Below are 14,262 nucleotides of genomic sequence, written 5' to 3' on the forward strand. Positions count from 1 at the left end.
GAGAGGTTCCGCTAACCTCACGCCAAAATCACAAACGTTTCGCCGCGCAACGACGTGGCTACCGGAGGAGACCATGCAGGGATTGATGATGGACATGCCGCTTCTGATCAGCGGCTTGATCCAGTATGCCGCCGACTATCACGGCGAAGCCGAGATCGTCGCGCGCGAGATCGAGGGCGACATCCATCGCTACACCTACGCCGACGCCCATCCGCGCATCAAGCGCATGGCGCTGGCGCTGAAGCGGCTCGGCATGAGGCAAGGCGACCGCGTCGGCACGCTCGCCTGGAATACCCACCGCCATTTCGAGATGTTCTATGCCGCGCCCGGCATGGGCTATGTGCTGCACACCATCAACCCGCGGCTGTTTCCCGAGCAGCTCGTCTACATCATCAACCACGCCGAAGACCGCCTGTTGTTCATCGACCGCGCCACCTTGCCGATCATCGAGGCGATCGCCCCGCAGCTGACGACGATCGAGGCCTACGTCGTGATGTCCTCGCGCGAGCGGATGCCCGAAACCAAGCTTTCGAACGTGCATTGCTACGAGGAGCTTCTGGCACGCGAGAACGAGGCCGGCTTCGTCTGGCCGGAGTTCGACGAGAAATCGGCCTCCACCATCTGCTACACCTCGGGCACGACCGGCAATCCCAAGGGCGTGATCTATTCGCACCGCGCCGCGATCCTGCAGACCATGACCTGCTGCAATTTCGACTTTCTGCCGGGCCATGTCGAAGGCGTGCGCGAGGTGATGATGCCGATGGCGCCCCTGTTTCACGGCAATGGCTGGAACATGCCGTTCACCGCGCCCTACACCGGCTCCAAGCTGGTGCTGCCCGGCCGCAACTACGAGCCCGACAAGCTCTATGAATTGCTCGAAGGCGAGAAGGTGACGCTCTCGGCCGGCGTCCCCAGCTTCTGGCTGATCCTGCTCGACTGGCTGGGGCGCACCGGCAACAAGTTCTCCACCTTGCGCGCAACATTGTCGTCAGGCTCGGCGCCGCCGCGCGCAATGGTCGAGAAGCTCAAGCGTGACTACAACATCGACTACATCCAGGCCTGGGGCATGACGGAAGCCCTGGGCTGCTCGATGCCGGGCCTGCGACCCGGCTCGGAGCACCTCACCGAGAAGGAGAAGTTCGATCGCCGCCAGGTCTCGGGCCGCGCCTGCTTCGGCACCGCCTTGCGCATCGTTGACGACGCCGGCGTCGAGCTGCCGCGCGACGGCAAGACCGTTGGTCATCTGCGCGCCCGCGGCCCTTGGGTCGCCTCCGGCTACATGAAGCTCGACGAGGGTCTCGACCGCGACGGCTGGCTGATCACCGGCGACATGGCCGTGATCGACCCCCAAGGCCACGTCACGCTGACCGACCGCTCCAAGGACGTGATCAAGTCCGGCGGCGAGTGGATCTCCTCGATCCAGCTCGAGGACGTCGCCCTGTCGCATCCCGATGTGCTTCAGGCCGCGGTGGTCGCGATCAATCACGAGAAATGGCAGGAGCGCCCGCTCCTCCTCGTCGTCCGCAAGAAGGGCGCAAGCGTCGACGGCAAGACGCTGCTCGACCACATGCGGCCGAAGATCGCGAGCTGGTGGCTGCCCGACGCCGTCGAATTCCTCGATGAATTCCCGATGACCGGGACCGGCAAGGTGCTCAAATCGGCGCTGCGCGAAAGGTTCAGGGAATACCGCGTCACCTGAGCCGCCGCGCTCGGAAAAAATGCCGTCCATCGATAAAGGAAGTCCGAGATGCTCTACCCGATGTCGCCCAAGGTCGTCGAACTCAAGCGCAAGCTCGAGAGTTTCATGGACCGGCACATCTACCCGAACGAGGAGCAGTTCTATCGCGAGGCGGAAGAGCTGGGTCCCTGGAAAGTCTATCCCGTCGTCGAAGAGCTGAAGCCGCTGGCGCGCGCCGAGGGGCTCTGGAATCTGTTCCTTCCCGAGAGCAGTCACGGCGCGGGCCTGACCAATCTCGAATACGCCCCGCTTTGCGAGGTGATGGGCCGCTCGCATCTCGCGCCGGAGGTGTTCAACTGCTCGGCGCCCGACACCGGCAACATGGAAGTGCTGGAGCGTTACGGCTCGGAGAAGGACAAGGAGCGCTGGCTGAAGCCACTGCTCGCCGGCGAGATCCGCTCCTGCTTCGCGATGACCGAGCCGGCGGTCGCATCATCCGACGCGACCAACATCGAAAGCTCGATCGTACGCGACGGCGACCATTACGTCATCAACGGGCGCAAATGGTACACGACCAATGCGACGGATCCGCGCTGCAAGATCTGCATCTTCATGGGCAAGACCGATCCCGACAATCCCGATCGCCACAAGCAGCAATCGATGATCCTGGTGCCGATGGACACGCCCGGCATCGAGGTCAAGCGCCCCCTGCCCGTGTTCGGCTTCTACGGCGTGCCCGATCGGGCCTCCGAAGTCGTCTTCACCAATGTGCGGGTCCCCCGGGAGAACATGCTGCTCGGCGAAGGCCGCGGCTTCGAGATCGCGCAGGGCCGCCTCGGCCCCGGCCGCATCCACCACTGCATGCGGCTGATTGGCCTTGCCGAACGGACGCTGGAGAAGATGTGCCGGCGCGTTCGCAGCCGGGTCGCCTTCGGCAAGCCGGTCTCCGAGCAAACCGTGACCCAGGAGCGCATTGCGGAGGCCCGCATCATGATCGAGCAGGCCCGGCTGCTGACGCTGAACGCCGCCTATGCCATGGACACGGTCGGCAACAAGGTGGCGAAAGCCGAGATCGCGATGATCAAGGTCGCCGTGCCCAACATGGCCTGCCAGATCATCGACTGGGCGATCCAGGCCCATGGCGGCGGCGGCACCTCGAACGATTTCGGTTTGACCCAGGCTTACGCCACCGCCCGGCTGCTGCGTCTTGCCGACGGCCCGGACGAAGTGCACCGGAACCAGATCGCAAGGCTGGAGCTGAAGAAATATTCGAACGCTTAGGCGATCATCATGGTCCTTCTCGACCCCGATCTCCGCCGCACCTGGTTGTTCGGACCAGGTGCCGATCCCGCTGCCCATGCCAAGATGCTGGACAGTGGCGCCGATGCGCTCATCGTCGATCTCGAGGACTTTACCCCTCCCGCACGACGCGCCGAGGCTCGCGGACTGCTCGACCACTTCGTGAGAGAATGCCGAGAGCGGCAACGCGTTGCCGCCGTCCGCATCAATGCATTGGAGGGCGATGGGCTATTGGATCTTGCGGCAGCCATGACGGCGCGCCCCGATGTGATCGCCTATCCCATGAGCGACAGCGCCGCCCAGATGCATGCGCTGGATGCAGCGATGTCGCATTGGGAAAAGCAGCTCGATCTGGACCAGGGCGCTACGGAGATCCTTCCCGTCTGCGAAACGGCGTTGGGGGTTATCGAGGTCCGCACGATGGCCGCGGCCACCTCCCGCATTCGCTGCGCCCTGCTCGGAGCCGAGGACCTTGCCAATGACCTCTGCGCGGAGCGAGGCCCGGATGGCCTCGAGCTCGACTACGCTCGAAGGCGCTTCATCCTGGAAGCGCGTGCAGCCGGCATCGAGCCGATCGATCCTCCCTATACGTTCAGCGACGTCGAAGGCGCCATTCGCGAGGCAACGCTGTCGCGTCGCCTCGGTTACCGCAGCAAGTCCCTGGTGTTGCCCGAACATGCGCAGCGCCTCAACGAGGTGTTCACGCCTGGAGCCGACGAGATCGCACGCGCGCACGCGATCATCGCTGGTTTCGACGCGGCGCGCAGCCGCGGAGAGGATCGCGCGGTGGTGAACGGCCTTTGGGTCGAAGTGCCGACGTACCGCAATGCGCGAAGGCTGATGGAGCGGGCACGACGATTGGGCGCGCTCCCGAGCGCGACCTAATCCAGCACGTCCACCGTCGCCGAACGTCCCGCAACCAGCTGCACGCCCGCGGGCACGGGGTCGAGCGCGATGCGCACCGGAACGCGCTGCGCGAGCCGTACCCAGCTGAAGGTCGGATTGACATTGGCGAGCAGGCTGGCGCCCTCGGCACGGTCGCGATCCTCGATGGCGGCGGCGATGCTCTCGACATGACCGGACAGCGTCGTCCTCTCGCCCATCAGACGGACCTGCACCTTGTCGCCGACGCGGATGCGCGCGAGCTTCGTCTCCTCGAAATAGCCTTCGACGTGCAGCGTGTCGGTGTCCACCAGCGCCATCACGCCCTTTCCGGCCGTGACGTAAACGCCGGGACGCAAATCCATGTTGGTGATCACGCCGTTCACCGAGGCATGGACCTCGATGCGGTCGAGGTTGAGCTTTGCCAGCGCGCGATCGGCAACAGCCTGATCGAAAGCCGCCTTGGCCTGCAGCTGGGTGGCGAGAACCTGCTCCTGCTTTTGCTGCGAGACCGCGTCGGTCGTCAGCGCGCTGTAGCGCTTCAGATCGGCATTGGCCTGGTCGAGCGTTGCCTGATGACCTGCGACCGATGCATCGGCCTGCCGCAGCGCCAGCGCAAAGCGCTCCCGGTCGATCCGGAACAGCACATCGCCGCGACGGACCTTCTGGTTGTCTTTCACCAGCACCTCGGTGACGAAGCCCGACACGTCGGGCGCGACTTGCACCACGTCGGCGCGCACCCTTCCGTCGCGCGTCCAGGGCGACTCCATGTAATAGACCCAGAGCTCACGGCCGACCGCGAGCGCGGCGACGACGGCAAGCACGGTCAGAACGAAGCGGCCCAGCCAGGCGAAACTCCCCTTCATGAAAGATACTCCGAAAGATAGACGACGCCGCCGAGAAGGCAGACGAAAATCGAAAAATCGAACAGCGCGCGGTGCCAGACCAGCCGATAGAGGTCGAAGCGCTGCATCAGCCGGCGCAGAAGCGCGCTGAGGACATAGGCGACGATGATCCACAGCAGCAGCGCCGGCACGAACACGCCGTAGATGTCGATCACATATCTCATGCCGCAACGCTCTCAGTCTGGGGCCGATAGGCCGGCGCGTCCGGAAACAGGCCGCGCCGGATACCGACGAGGCCGATCAGCGCGTCTTCGCGTGCGCTGTCATTGGGGTCCTTCACCGCCCGGGCCAGCGCCCGGTCGACGCTTGCCAGCAGCTCGCTCGGCATCCCACCACCCGCATAGCCACGGCAGGCCATGGCGAGCTGGTCGAGCATGTCATCGATGACGGCAATAGTGGCGGCCGCAAGCCCGTAGCGGGCGCGACGCAGGTCGATGATGTTGATGCCGATGCGGAGCTGGACCAGGCTATCTGCATCGCGACGATCGCTCTCCGAGAGGAACGCGATGCGCTGCACCAGGAGGCCGAGCCGGTGCAGCATGAGGCCTGCGAACTCCGCACGGTCGCGCTTGCCGCGCCGCTCGGCCGCCACCGCGATCGTCTTCCAGCCGGACAGCACCAAACGATTCGCGATCCATTCGGCGCCCACTCCGCGCGCGATCCGCGTCACCAGCTCGGCGATGGCGACCCCGACGAAGAAGGCGACGGCCGAATTGGCATAGGAAGCAAAATCCGCGCTGTAGGTCGATTGCAGCGCCAGCAGCGTTGCGGTGTTCGCCGCCAGAGCCATGCCGGTGCCCGCCGTCGCCGGCCGGCTGATCAGGAAGCCATAGAGCAGGAAAGTCGGCGCCAGCGCGACGATCAGCACCTCGAGATGCGAGATCGCCGGCACCAGCGCGAACAGGTAGACCGCGACCACGACGATGGCGACCAGCGACCACAGGCCGAAGCTGCGGATGAAGCGCGCGGGCTCGTCCTGCGCAGCAAAGAACGAATAGGCGACCGCCGCCATCATCGGCGCCGACGCGCCATCCGGCCAGCCGGTACCGATCCAGAATGCGCAACAGATCAGGATCGCGATAGCTGCGCCGGCTGCCGACCAGAGCGCCAGGCCGCGATCTCTGTGGCGCACCGGCGCGGCGCCGGCCTCGGAATGGAACGCAAGCTCGAGCGCCGAGACGTTGCGGTTCTCGGCGATCGCTTGGGTCAGCTCGCGGCAGTCGTGCGAGAGATCGACGAGTTCGCGCAGCCGCAACAACAGGCTCGTGGTGATGATCCGCTCCCAGGAGGCGCTGTCATCGAGCACCGCCTGCTGCTCCGCAATCGCCGCACGGATCCGATCGGCTGATCGCCGTGCGCTATCGCCGCTCATGACCCATCGCGCCAGATCCTCCAGCAGCTGCTTCAGCGCAGGCTGCCGCCGCAGGGCTTCCTCGCCCAGTGCAGCCAATCGATCCTCGATCGAGGCGATCACCGGCAGCAGCGTCAGTATCCGGAGCCGGATTTCGCCGAGGCCCGTCACGGCATTGCGGTCGGTCAGCCGATCGTAAGCAAGATGCGTGGAGAGCGTGTCGATCTCGACAATGTCGGTCGCAAGCTTGAGGCGCTTGCCGCGACGGGTCTCACTGGTGCCCTCCCGCAGTAGCACCGACTTGCCCAGACGGCGCGCGTCCACCAGCCAGCTATCGACGCGGTGAGCGACCGCGGGTGCGACGCTGCGAGGAAACACGATGGTCGAGACCAGGCTCGCACAGATGATGCCGAGCGAGATTTCTTCGAGCCTCGATACCGCCGTGTCGAAGATCGCTCCCGGCTCGGACACCGAGGGAAAGCCGATCAGCGCCACCGTGTAGCCGGCCAGCATGAAGACGTAGCTGCGAGGCGTACCGTCGAGCAACGATAGATAAAGGCAAAGTCCGACCCAGAGCGCGATGGCGAGGCAGAGCAGTTCCGGTGCGTCGATCAGGTTCGGCACCAGCGCCACCGTCATGACGGCACCGACCAGCGTGCCCATCACGCGGAAGAACGCTTTCGAGCTGGTTGCCCCCGCCAGCGGCTGCGAGGTGATGTAGACGGTGGCCATCGCCCAATAGGGCCGCGGCAGATCCATCGCCAGCGCGATGACGAGCGCCAGTATCGACGCGGCGAACGTCTTCAAAGCAAAAATGAGGTCCGCGTGGCGGACCAGGAACGGCTCATCTGCGCGCATGGCTATTTCGGCCCGGGACCGGTCTTGGCGTCTGGCAGACGACTGGCCCGCTGTTCGATGCGCTGAAGAGTCTCGAAGGTGACAGCAAGTTCCTCGGGCCCAATATCCTTCAGGAGGTTGGCTCGAACACGGCGCAAGATCCGGTTCGTCTGCTCGACTTTGGCCTCGCCTGCCCTGGTCAGATGCAGCGTCTTGGCGCGCCGGTCGGTGGGGTCCTCGCGGCGTTCCACGAGACCTTCCGCCTGAAGCAGGTCGATCAGCCGCACCAGCGACGGCCCTTCAATGCCGAGTTCGTCCGCCAGCACGCCCTGGCGTACGTTCTCGCCCTGGCGGGACAGCACCAGAAGCGGGATTGCGGTGGCATAGGACAGCCCGTGGTCGGACAACGCCTGATCCGACTCGCGGCGCCAGACCCGGCCGAGGCGCGCGATGAGCCGGCCGAGTTCAGCATGGATATGAGCTTGTGAGGGAGCCACCGCGATTAGATAGGAGACTATCTATTAGCTCGCAATCGTACGATCGATCACGAAACGGCGACCGGACCGCGGCGCTGGCCTAGCGGGTTCCCGGTTGCCGGCGTGCCGCCCCACGCGGCAGGCCGGCGCCCTCGCCTCAGTTCACCACATACACATCGGGATCGGCGCTGGAGCTCGGCTTCTTGAAGGCGTTGCGCAGGGCCGGCGACATCGGGACGTTGTAGTTGAGGCCGTTCGGCGGCGTCGGCGATTGCAGCCACTTCTTGTAGAGGACCTCGATCTCCGGGCTCGCATAGAGCTCCGCGGTGGCGCGATCGGCGAGCGCCTTGAACGGCGCATCCTCCCGCCGCAGCATGATGCCGTAAGGCTCCGGCTTCGAGAACGCCTCCTCGCTGATCATGTACAGTTGCGGCTCCTTGGAGCGCGCGATCGCCACCGCCAGCTGCACGTCGTCAAGGGCGTAGGCCTGGGCGCGGTCGGTCTCCAGCAGCAGGAAAGCCTCAGCCTGGTCCTTGGCCGGCATGATGTTGATGCCGAGATTGCGATCGGTGTTGACCTTGGCGAGCTGCGTCAGGTTGACCGAGCCGGCCACGGCGGTGACCGCCTTGCCCTTGAGATCGTCGATGGTGTTGATCTTCGCGGCCTTCTTGGCGGCAAAGCGCGTCGCGCTGAGGAAGTGCGTGTTGGTGAAGGCGACCTGCTTCTGGCGGTCGGCGTTGTTCGTGGTCGCCGAGCAGTGCAGATCGAGCGTGCCGTTGACCATCAGGGGGATGCGGTTCGACGAGGTCACCGCGAGCGTTTCGACGGCGATGTCGGGCATGCCAAGCTGCTTCTTCACGGCATCGACGATCCTGAGGCAGATGTCCATGGCGAAGCCGACCGGCTTCTGGTTGCCGTCGAGATAGCTGAACGGGACCGACGCCTCCTGATAGCCGAGCGTGATCTTCTTGGTCTCCTTGACCTTCTGGAGCGTGCCCGTGAGATCTTCAGCCGAAGCTGCGCCTGCAAGGCATGTGACGGCCAGAAAGATGGTAGGAAGACGCATCGGGGGCTCCTTGACAGATATCGGCAGCGCTGGCGCGCGGCCCAGGGCGTGATAGCGCAGAGTCGGACCGTTCGCCAGACGAGGTTCCGCTTATCAGCTATCGCAGTTTGATATCGGCGAGACCGGCGCGGGCGTTGCGCCCCGCTCCTATTCGCAGGTGAGCTGTTGCTCGAACCAGCCGGTGACCCGCTCCGACAGCGGCGACCACATCTGCCTGAAGCTTTCGAGCTTGCCGACATTGGCGCGGTACATCGCTCGCAACTCTTGCTCGATGGCCGGCAGGTCGACACCCGCACACACGCCATCGCCGGCGATCGTCTTGCCGGCAACCACGACCTCCTTCACCAGCGAGGCGTTGCCGCGCGCAAACAGCAAGGTCATGGGATCGACCGGCATGATCCGATCCCGGTCGAGCCGATCGAGATCGATCACGACATAGTCGGCAGGGCTGCCGGCGACGAGCTCCCCACTCCCGGGCGCGCCGGTCGCACGGCGCCCATTGCGGATGGCCAGGGAGAACAGCTCGGCCGGCGTCCATGTCGCCTTGAAGCCGAGGCCGCCGTGGATCATCTGCACCAGTCGCATCTCGCGCAAGATGTCGTCATCCTCGTCCAGCGCCAGCCCATCGACACCGACCGCAATGGAGCAGCCGCATTTGTGCGCGGCGGCGATCGGGGCGAGGCCTGAGCGCAGGTGCATGTTCGAGCTGAAATTGGTGACGATGCGCGCACCCGAGGCTGCAATCATCTCGAGCTCGTCCGGACGGGCGTGAATGCAATGCGCCAGCGTCAGCCGCTCCGAGAGGAAGCCGATATCGCGCAGATAGGCAACCATGCCCGGAAAGTTCTGGTCGGCCCAGGCGCGCTGGTAGACGGTCTCCAAGAGATGCATGTGGATGCGACGGCCCGTCCGCGCCGAGTTCTCGGCCACCGCTTCCAGCAGCGGTTTCGAGCACCATTGCACGCCGGCGGGCCCGAGCTGCACGTCGACCATCGGGCCCGCGATGGAAGCGGCAATGGCGTCGGTCAGCTCGATATAGGCCGCTGGCGACAGCGGCGCGCGGACGAACAAGTCTTCGATGGTCCTGCGGTCGTCGCGCGACAGACCGGAAAGCACCGGCTCGGCATCGCCATAGACGATCGGGTTCTGGTCGCGCACCGCGATCGCAAAGGCCATGCGGATGCCGACGTCCGACGCCGCTTTCGCAACCGCCTTCGCTTCATCGAGCAAAGGCATCGTCCCGCTCGGGCGGGTGTAGTGCACCATCATGGCCGCGCAGCCGGCCCTTGCGGAACGGGCCAGTGCGGAGGCTGCAGTCAGGTAGGGATCGACCGGCGTGCCGAGCGCGGTGCGCAGGATCCAGCTTTCCAGGGGCATGCCGACCGCGCCGAATGACGACGCTGTGGCACGGGCGTGGTCGTGCGCGTTGACGAAGGCCGGAACGACGAGGGAGCGCGGGCCGCGCGCAGCCCCCGCCCCCTCCGAGACGTCGGTGATGACGCCGCCGTCGTGCCGCAGCACGACATTCTCGCTGACGCCGCGATCAGGGCCACGGAACAGGCTGGTTGCCGAAATCTCCGCGGCCATGACCATCTCTCCACATTCAGTTGGCAGTATATACCAGCTCCCGCTCAGCGCGCGGCGGCAGGAACTCGCGAGAGAACACCTCTCCCGGCGTCGGCGCGCGGGCGAGCTGATAGCCTTCGACCACGATGCCGATGGCCCGGGTCATGCGGTCATCCTTGATGTCGCCGATGCCGATCTCCTTCATCTCTGGCGAGACGATCAGCTTCTCGTAGGAATATTGCAGCCGGCGCTTCTCGACATCGGCATTGATGAGGTTGTCGTAGTTCAACGCCGCCTTCATGCCGGCATTCTGGTCCTTGGCGACCGCGATGGCGCCCTTGTTGATGGCGCGCACGAGGCCCGCGACCGCCTTCGGGTTCGACGCGATCAGCTTCTTCGAGACCATCACGCCGTTCGAATAGAGATCGAGGCCGTATTCACCGAACGAGAACCATTTGAAGTCCTTGTCCGGATCCTGGCGATTGAGCACGAGGTTGAAATAGCTGGTGATGTTGAAGACGAGCGCTCCTTCGATATCGCCCTTGATCAGCATCGGCTCCTGCAGGTTCGGCGCCATGTTGGAGATCTTGATCTTCTCGTTGTCGAGGCCATTCTTGCGCGTGAACACCGGCAACAGCCGCGTCGTCGGCGTGCCCTGCGCGCCGCCGAGGGTGTGGCCCTCGAAATCCTTGATGGTGTTGATGCCGCTGGTCTTCTTGGCGACGATCGCGAACGGCGGCTGGTTCCACATCATGTAGACCATGACGGGCGCCTCCTGCGGCTTGGTAGAGGCATTCTGGATGATGGCGTTGACGTCGCCGAAGCCGGCGTCATAGGCGCCCGACATGATGCGCGTGACGGTGGCGCCGGAGCCCTCGCCCTGGTCGATGACAACGTTCAGGCCTTCCTCTTTGAAGAAGCCGTGGTCCTTGGCATAGAAGAAAGCGGCATCGCTGCCTTGAGTCTTCCAGCCCAGCGTGAACTTGATCGTGGTCTCCTGAGCCATCGCGGCCCCCGTGGACAGGGCCAATCCCAACAGCGCTGCAGTCACTTTTCTCATCATCGAGACCTCCTCAAGCTTCGTTGCGTGACGGTTTGAAAATCAGGTGGCAATCACGTCGTTCTTGCGCGTGGCCCAGCCGGTGACCTGCCCCTCGATCAGCGAGAACACGACGTAGAGCGCGACGCCGAGGCCGGCGAGCACGAAGAGGCCGGCGAACACCAGCGGCACGTTGAAATTGGAGGACGCGGTCATCATGACGTTGCCAATGCCGCGGTTGGAGGCGACCGTTTCCGACAGCACCGCGCCGACGAAGGCGTAGGAGATCGCGACCTTCAGCGAGGCGAAGAAGAACGGCATGGTCCGGGGCAGACCGACATTCCAGAGGATGTCGAGCTTGCTGGCGCCGAGCGCCTTCAAGACGTCCTCGAGCTCGGGCTCGGTGGTCGCAAGCCCCGTCGCGATGTTGACGACGATCGGAAAGAAGCAGATCGACAGCGCGGTCAGCACCGCCGGCACGGTGCCGGAGCCAAACCACAGCACGAAGATCGGCACCACCGCGACCTTGGGGATCGATGAGAAGCCGATCAAAAGCGGATAGCAGGTGTCATAGGCCGTCTTGGAGACGCCGATGATGGCACCGAGGGCAACACCGAGCGCGACGCCGAGCACGAAGCCGAGCATGGTGGTGGCCAGCGTCTGCACGATGTGCGGCCACAGCACTGGAAAGCGCTGGACCAGCGTCACGAACACCTGCGAGGGACGCGGCAGCACCAGATCGGACATGCCCGTCATCAGGCAGAACAATTCCCAGGCGACGAAGAACAGCACGATCAGCCCCGCCGACCACGCCTTCTGCCTGACATCGATCCCGAACATCAGCCTGTCCCCTGTAGGGCTGCGCTCCGTGCGTCCTCGATGAAGGCACGCAGCTTCTGGTTCAACGCGACGAAATCCGGCTCGAAAGTCATCGGCACGGTGCGCGGCCGCGCGAAGTCCACACGGCTGTCGTCGAGGATGCGACCGGGCCGCGCGCTCATCACGCAGATGCGGCTAGCCAGGAAGCCAGCCTCGCGCAGATCGTGGGTCACCAGCAGCACGGTCGGCTTGTGCGTCATCCAGAGGGTCTGGAGGATCGCCCACAGCTCCTCGCGGGTGAACTGGTCGAGCGCGCCGAACGGCTCGTCCAGCAGCAGCATGCGCGGCTCATGGATCAGCGCGCGGCACAGATTGGCGCGCTGGAGCATGCCGCCGGAGAGCTGCCAGGGGTAGCGGCTGCCAAAGCCCTTGAGACCGACCTGCTCCAGCAGCGCATTGGCCTTGTCGCGAAACTCCGTCTTGCGCAGCTTGCGGAAGTTCGAGCGAAACGGCTCGACGATCTTCAGCGGCAGCATGATGTTCCGCTCGATCGTCATCCACGGCAGCATGGTCGGATTCTGGAACGCCATGCCGACCCGCATCGCCCGCGCCGCGACCTCGCGACCGCCGACGATGACGACGCCGCTGGTCGGCTGCACCAGGCCGCTGACGAGACGCAAAATGGTCGATTTGCCACATCCGGAAGGGCCGACCAGTGCGACAAACTCGCCGTCGGCGATCTTGAGGGTGGTCTTCGACAGAGCCGGCACGGCGCGGTCCCCGCGCCCGAAGGTCACGGAAGCCTCGGACAGCTCGATCGCGGTTGCGGCGGCGCCTTCGGGAACGGGCCGGCCGTCAAATTGAGCGTTCGGTTGCATGCGCATCACAGCCAAAGTGCATGCAAGCTGGATGCCAGCTCCCGCGCCCAGCGAATTCAATGGCCTGGCCACCTCTCCGCGCCGGAAGGCCGGATTCGATTTAGGCAATCCCGGCTCCAAACTGCATGCAATTGGAGCGCCGATTACCGTCAGGCTGTGCTAAAGAGGACCTTCGCCCTCTCCTGAAGGATTCGCCGATGGCGGCGCGCGCAAGCAGCAAGAGCTCTGAATCGTCGGACAAGGTCAGCGTGATCTGCCGCGCGCTGCGGCGCGCGATCATCGAGCAGGCGCTGGAGCCCGGCGCCAAGCTGCCCGAGGACGCGCTCGGCGAGCGCTTCGGCGTCAGCCGCACCATCGCCCGCCACGCGCTGGGGCAACTCGCCGCCGAAGGCCTGGTCGAGCTGCGCCGCAACCGCATCGCGGTGGTGGCGACGCCGAGCTGGCAGGAGGCGCGCGATGCCTTCGACATCCGCATCGAGCTCGAGCGCCTGGTCGTGCGCCAGCTCGCCGGCAAGCTGACCAAGGCTCAGATCGCCGAGCTGAACGCCCATGTCGATGCCGAGGACCGCGCCCGTGACGGCACGGACGCGGTCTCGATCCGGCTCGCGACCGAATTCCACATCCTGCTCGCGCACATGACGAACAGCCCGATCCTGGTGCGCTATGTCAGCGAAGTCGCCTATCGCTGCTGTCTGACCCTGTCACTCTACAGCCGGCCGCATTCGACCGAATGCGCCATCAACGAGCATCGCGCCATCATTGCTGCGCTTGCCAAGGGCGACGCGGCCAAGGTGATGGAGTTGATGCGCCATCACCTGGATTCAGTCGCCACTCGCGCGCTCGTGGCCCCTGCTCCGCAACGTGGCCGGGACTTACTCGATATTTTGGCGCCCTACGCCGACGAAGAGGCCGGCCATCGCGTGGTCAAGCTGCCGAAGGTGGCGCGGAGAGGTTAGGCCTCGATGCCACGCTGCACGAGGATGCGCTCGGCGCTGTCGTTCCAGACGTCCATCTTCACGATCTGGCCGTCTTTGACCACGAAGCGATCGACATAGCGATTGCCTTCGAACGGCGTGCCGTCCATCCACTCGCCATAGAGCGTGCCGACACTGTAGACCACGGTTTCGTCCTTGCCGGGACAGACATCGAACCGGTCCATCTTCTTCTTGACCCAGCGATAGCGTTTGGCGTTGAAGCCAGTCGGCCCGCGCGGATGATCGAACTCGCGTCCGCCGGTGAACGTGATCACCATGCCCGGCTTCATATAGGCCGCGGCGGCATCGGGATCTGGTATCATCGAGGCGGTGAGATAGGCTTCGACAATCTCGGCGTCGGCCATCGGACGTTCGGCTTTTGCGGGGGTGGACATCTGGGTTCTCCGGGATGCCGGCATTCTACGATCCATGGCTCAAAGTGCATGCATATTTTTTGAACAATTGCGCGGTATAACTGCACACAATCTGGAG

14 protein-coding genes are annotated in these 14,262 nt (G+C 64.7%); 4 read left to right on the forward strand and 10 right to left on the reverse strand.

Going from position 1 to position 14,262, the window contains the following annotated elements; all coding sequences use genetic code 11:
- Positions 1 to 73 precede the first annotated feature (73 nt).
- Genes P6U31_RS22275 through P6U31_RS22285 form a run of 3 tightly spaced genes read left to right on the forward strand, consistent with a single transcriptional unit; the run spans position 74 to position 3,862 of the window.
- Positions 74 to 1,699 carry a long-chain fatty acid--CoA ligase gene (locus tag P6U31_RS22275; RefSeq protein ID WP_407183875.1) on the forward strand — a complete coding sequence of 542 codons (1,626 nt, stop codon included), beginning with the start codon at positions 74 to 76 and terminating at the stop codon, positions 1,697 to 1,699.
- A gap of 48 nt (positions 1,700 to 1,747) precedes the next feature.
- Positions 1,748 to 2,959: an acyl-CoA dehydrogenase family protein gene (locus tag P6U31_RS22280; protein WP_407183877.1), complete on the forward strand. Its 1,212-nt coding sequence runs from the start codon at positions 1,748 to 1,750 to the stop codon at positions 2,957 to 2,959.
- A gap of 9 nt (positions 2,960 to 2,968) precedes the next feature.
- A complete protein-coding gene (locus P6U31_RS22285; protein WP_407183878.1) occupies positions 2,969 to 3,862 on the forward strand; it encodes an HpcH/HpaI aldolase/citrate lyase family protein in 894 nt (297 codons plus the stop codon).
- Here the strand turns inward: P6U31_RS22285 and P6U31_RS22290 are convergent.
- From P6U31_RS22290 to P6U31_RS22330, 9 genes are all read right to left on the reverse strand, one after another.
- Positions 3,859 to 4,725 carry an efflux RND transporter periplasmic adaptor subunit gene (locus tag P6U31_RS22290; protein ID WP_407183880.1) on the reverse strand — a complete coding sequence of 289 codons (867 nt, stop codon included), beginning with the start codon at positions 4,723 to 4,725 and terminating at the stop codon, positions 3,859 to 3,861. The two genes, P6U31_RS22285 and P6U31_RS22290, sit on opposite strands and share 4 nt — an antisense overlap.
- Entirely contained in the window at positions 4,722 to 4,928 is a 207-nt protein-coding gene (locus P6U31_RS22295; RefSeq protein WP_407183882.1) for a DUF1656 domain-containing protein, read from the reverse strand. The genes P6U31_RS22290 and P6U31_RS22295 overlap by 4 nt, the downstream gene beginning before the upstream one ends.
- Positions 4,925 to 6,973, reverse strand: a complete 2,049-nt coding sequence (locus P6U31_RS22300) for an FUSC family protein (RefSeq protein WP_407183883.1) — start codon at positions 6,971 to 6,973, stop codon at positions 4,925 to 4,927. Before P6U31_RS22300 ends, P6U31_RS22295 begins: the two co-directional genes overlap by 4 nt.
- A 2-nt stretch (positions 6,974 to 6,975) precedes the next feature.
- On the reverse strand, positions 6,976 to 7,449 hold the full coding sequence (locus P6U31_RS22305) for a MarR family winged helix-turn-helix transcriptional regulator (RefSeq protein WP_407183884.1): 474 nt from the start codon (positions 7,447 to 7,449) through the stop codon (positions 6,976 to 6,978).
- A gap of 136 nt (positions 7,450 to 7,585) precedes the next feature.
- Complete coding sequence (locus P6U31_RS22310; protein ID WP_407183885.1) at positions 7,586 to 8,494, reverse strand: amino acid ABC transporter substrate-binding protein; 909 nt, start codon at positions 8,492 to 8,494, stop codon at positions 7,586 to 7,588.
- Between the two features lie 147 nt (positions 8,495 to 8,641).
- A complete protein-coding gene (locus P6U31_RS22315) occupies positions 8,642 to 10,081 on the reverse strand; it encodes an amidohydrolase family protein (RefSeq protein ID WP_407183887.1) in 1,440 nt (479 codons plus the stop codon).
- 16 nt (positions 10,082 to 10,097) lie between these two features.
- Positions 10,098 to 11,123: an ABC transporter substrate-binding protein gene (locus P6U31_RS22320; RefSeq protein ID WP_407183888.1), complete on the reverse strand. Its 1,026-nt coding sequence runs from the start codon at positions 11,121 to 11,123 to the stop codon at positions 10,098 to 10,100.
- A gap of 39 nt (positions 11,124 to 11,162) precedes the next feature.
- The gene (locus tag P6U31_RS22325; protein ID WP_036001283.1) at positions 11,163 to 11,939 is read right to left on the reverse strand and encodes an ABC transporter permease; all 777 of its coding nucleotides are present in this window, start codon (positions 11,937 to 11,939) and stop codon (positions 11,163 to 11,165) included.
- A complete protein-coding gene (locus tag P6U31_RS22330; protein WP_407183890.1) occupies positions 11,939 to 12,796 on the reverse strand; it encodes an ABC transporter ATP-binding protein in 858 nt (285 codons plus the stop codon). Before P6U31_RS22330 ends, P6U31_RS22325 begins: the two co-directional genes overlap by 1 nt.
- A 197-nt stretch (positions 12,797 to 12,993) precedes the next feature.
- On the opposite strand from P6U31_RS22330, the gene P6U31_RS22335 reads away from it, so the two are divergent.
- Positions 12,994 to 13,752 (forward strand): GntR family transcriptional regulator, encoded by a 759-nt coding sequence (locus tag P6U31_RS22335; RefSeq protein WP_407183891.1) that lies wholly within the window; start codon positions 12,994 to 12,996, stop codon positions 13,750 to 13,752.
- On the opposite strand, the gene P6U31_RS22340 is transcribed toward P6U31_RS22335, so the two are convergent.
- Positions 13,749 to 14,165 (reverse strand): nuclear transport factor 2 family protein, encoded by a 417-nt coding sequence (locus P6U31_RS22340; RefSeq protein WP_407183892.1) that lies wholly within the window; start codon positions 14,163 to 14,165, stop codon positions 13,749 to 13,751. The genes P6U31_RS22335 and P6U31_RS22340 overlap by 4 nt on opposite strands.
- Positions 14,166 to 14,262: the final 97 nt, after the last annotated feature.

The organism is Bradyrhizobium centrosematis (genome assembly GCF_045571495.1).
Taxonomy (GTDB): Bacteria; Pseudomonadota; Alphaproteobacteria; order Rhizobiales; family Xanthobacteraceae; genus Bradyrhizobium; species Bradyrhizobium centrosematis.

Bases quoted from the DNA above. Each gene is read 5' to 3' on its own strand.
- P6U31_RS22275 (WP_407183875.1), top strand. From the start codon at position 74: ATGCAGGGATTGATGATGGACATGCCGCTTCTGATCAGCGGCTTGATC.
- P6U31_RS22280 (WP_407183877.1), top strand. From the start codon at position 1,748: ATGCTCTACCCGATGTCGCCCAAGGTCGTCGAACTCAAGCGCAAGCTC.
- P6U31_RS22285 (WP_407183878.1), top strand. From the start codon at position 2,969: ATGGTCCTTCTCGACCCCGATCTCCGCCGCACCTGGTTGTTCGGACCA.
- P6U31_RS22290 (WP_407183880.1), bottom strand. From the start codon at position 4,725: ATGAAGGGGAGTTTCGCCTGGCTGGGCCGCTTCGTTCTGACCGTGCTT.
- P6U31_RS22295 (WP_407183882.1), bottom strand. From the start codon at position 4,928: ATGAGATATGTGATCGACATCTACGGCGTGTTCGTGCCGGCGCTGCTG.
- P6U31_RS22300 (WP_407183883.1), bottom strand. From the start codon at position 6,973: ATGCGCGCAGATGAGCCGTTCCTGGTCCGCCACGCGGACCTCATTTTT.
- P6U31_RS22310 (WP_407183885.1), bottom strand. From the start codon at position 8,494: ATGCGTCTTCCTACCATCTTTCTGGCCGTCACATGCCTTGCAGGCGCA.
- P6U31_RS22315 (WP_407183887.1), bottom strand. From the start codon at position 10,081: ATGGCCGCGGAGATTTCGGCAACCAGCCTGTTCCGTGGCCCTGATCGC.
- P6U31_RS22320 (WP_407183888.1), bottom strand. From the start codon at position 11,123: ATGATGAGAAAAGTGACTGCAGCGCTGTTGGGATTGGCCCTGTCCACG.
- P6U31_RS22325 (WP_036001283.1), bottom strand. From the start codon at position 11,939: ATGTTCGGGATCGATGTCAGGCAGAAGGCGTGGTCGGCGGGGCTGATC.
- P6U31_RS22330 (WP_407183890.1), bottom strand. From the start codon at position 12,796: ATGCAACCGAACGCTCAATTTGACGGCCGGCCCGTTCCCGAAGGCGCC.
- P6U31_RS22335 (WP_407183891.1), top strand. From the start codon at position 12,994: ATGGCGGCGCGCGCAAGCAGCAAGAGCTCTGAATCGTCGGACAAGGTC.
- P6U31_RS22340 (WP_407183892.1), bottom strand. From the start codon at position 14,165: ATGTCCACCCCCGCAAAAGCCGAACGTCCGATGGCCGACGCCGAGATT.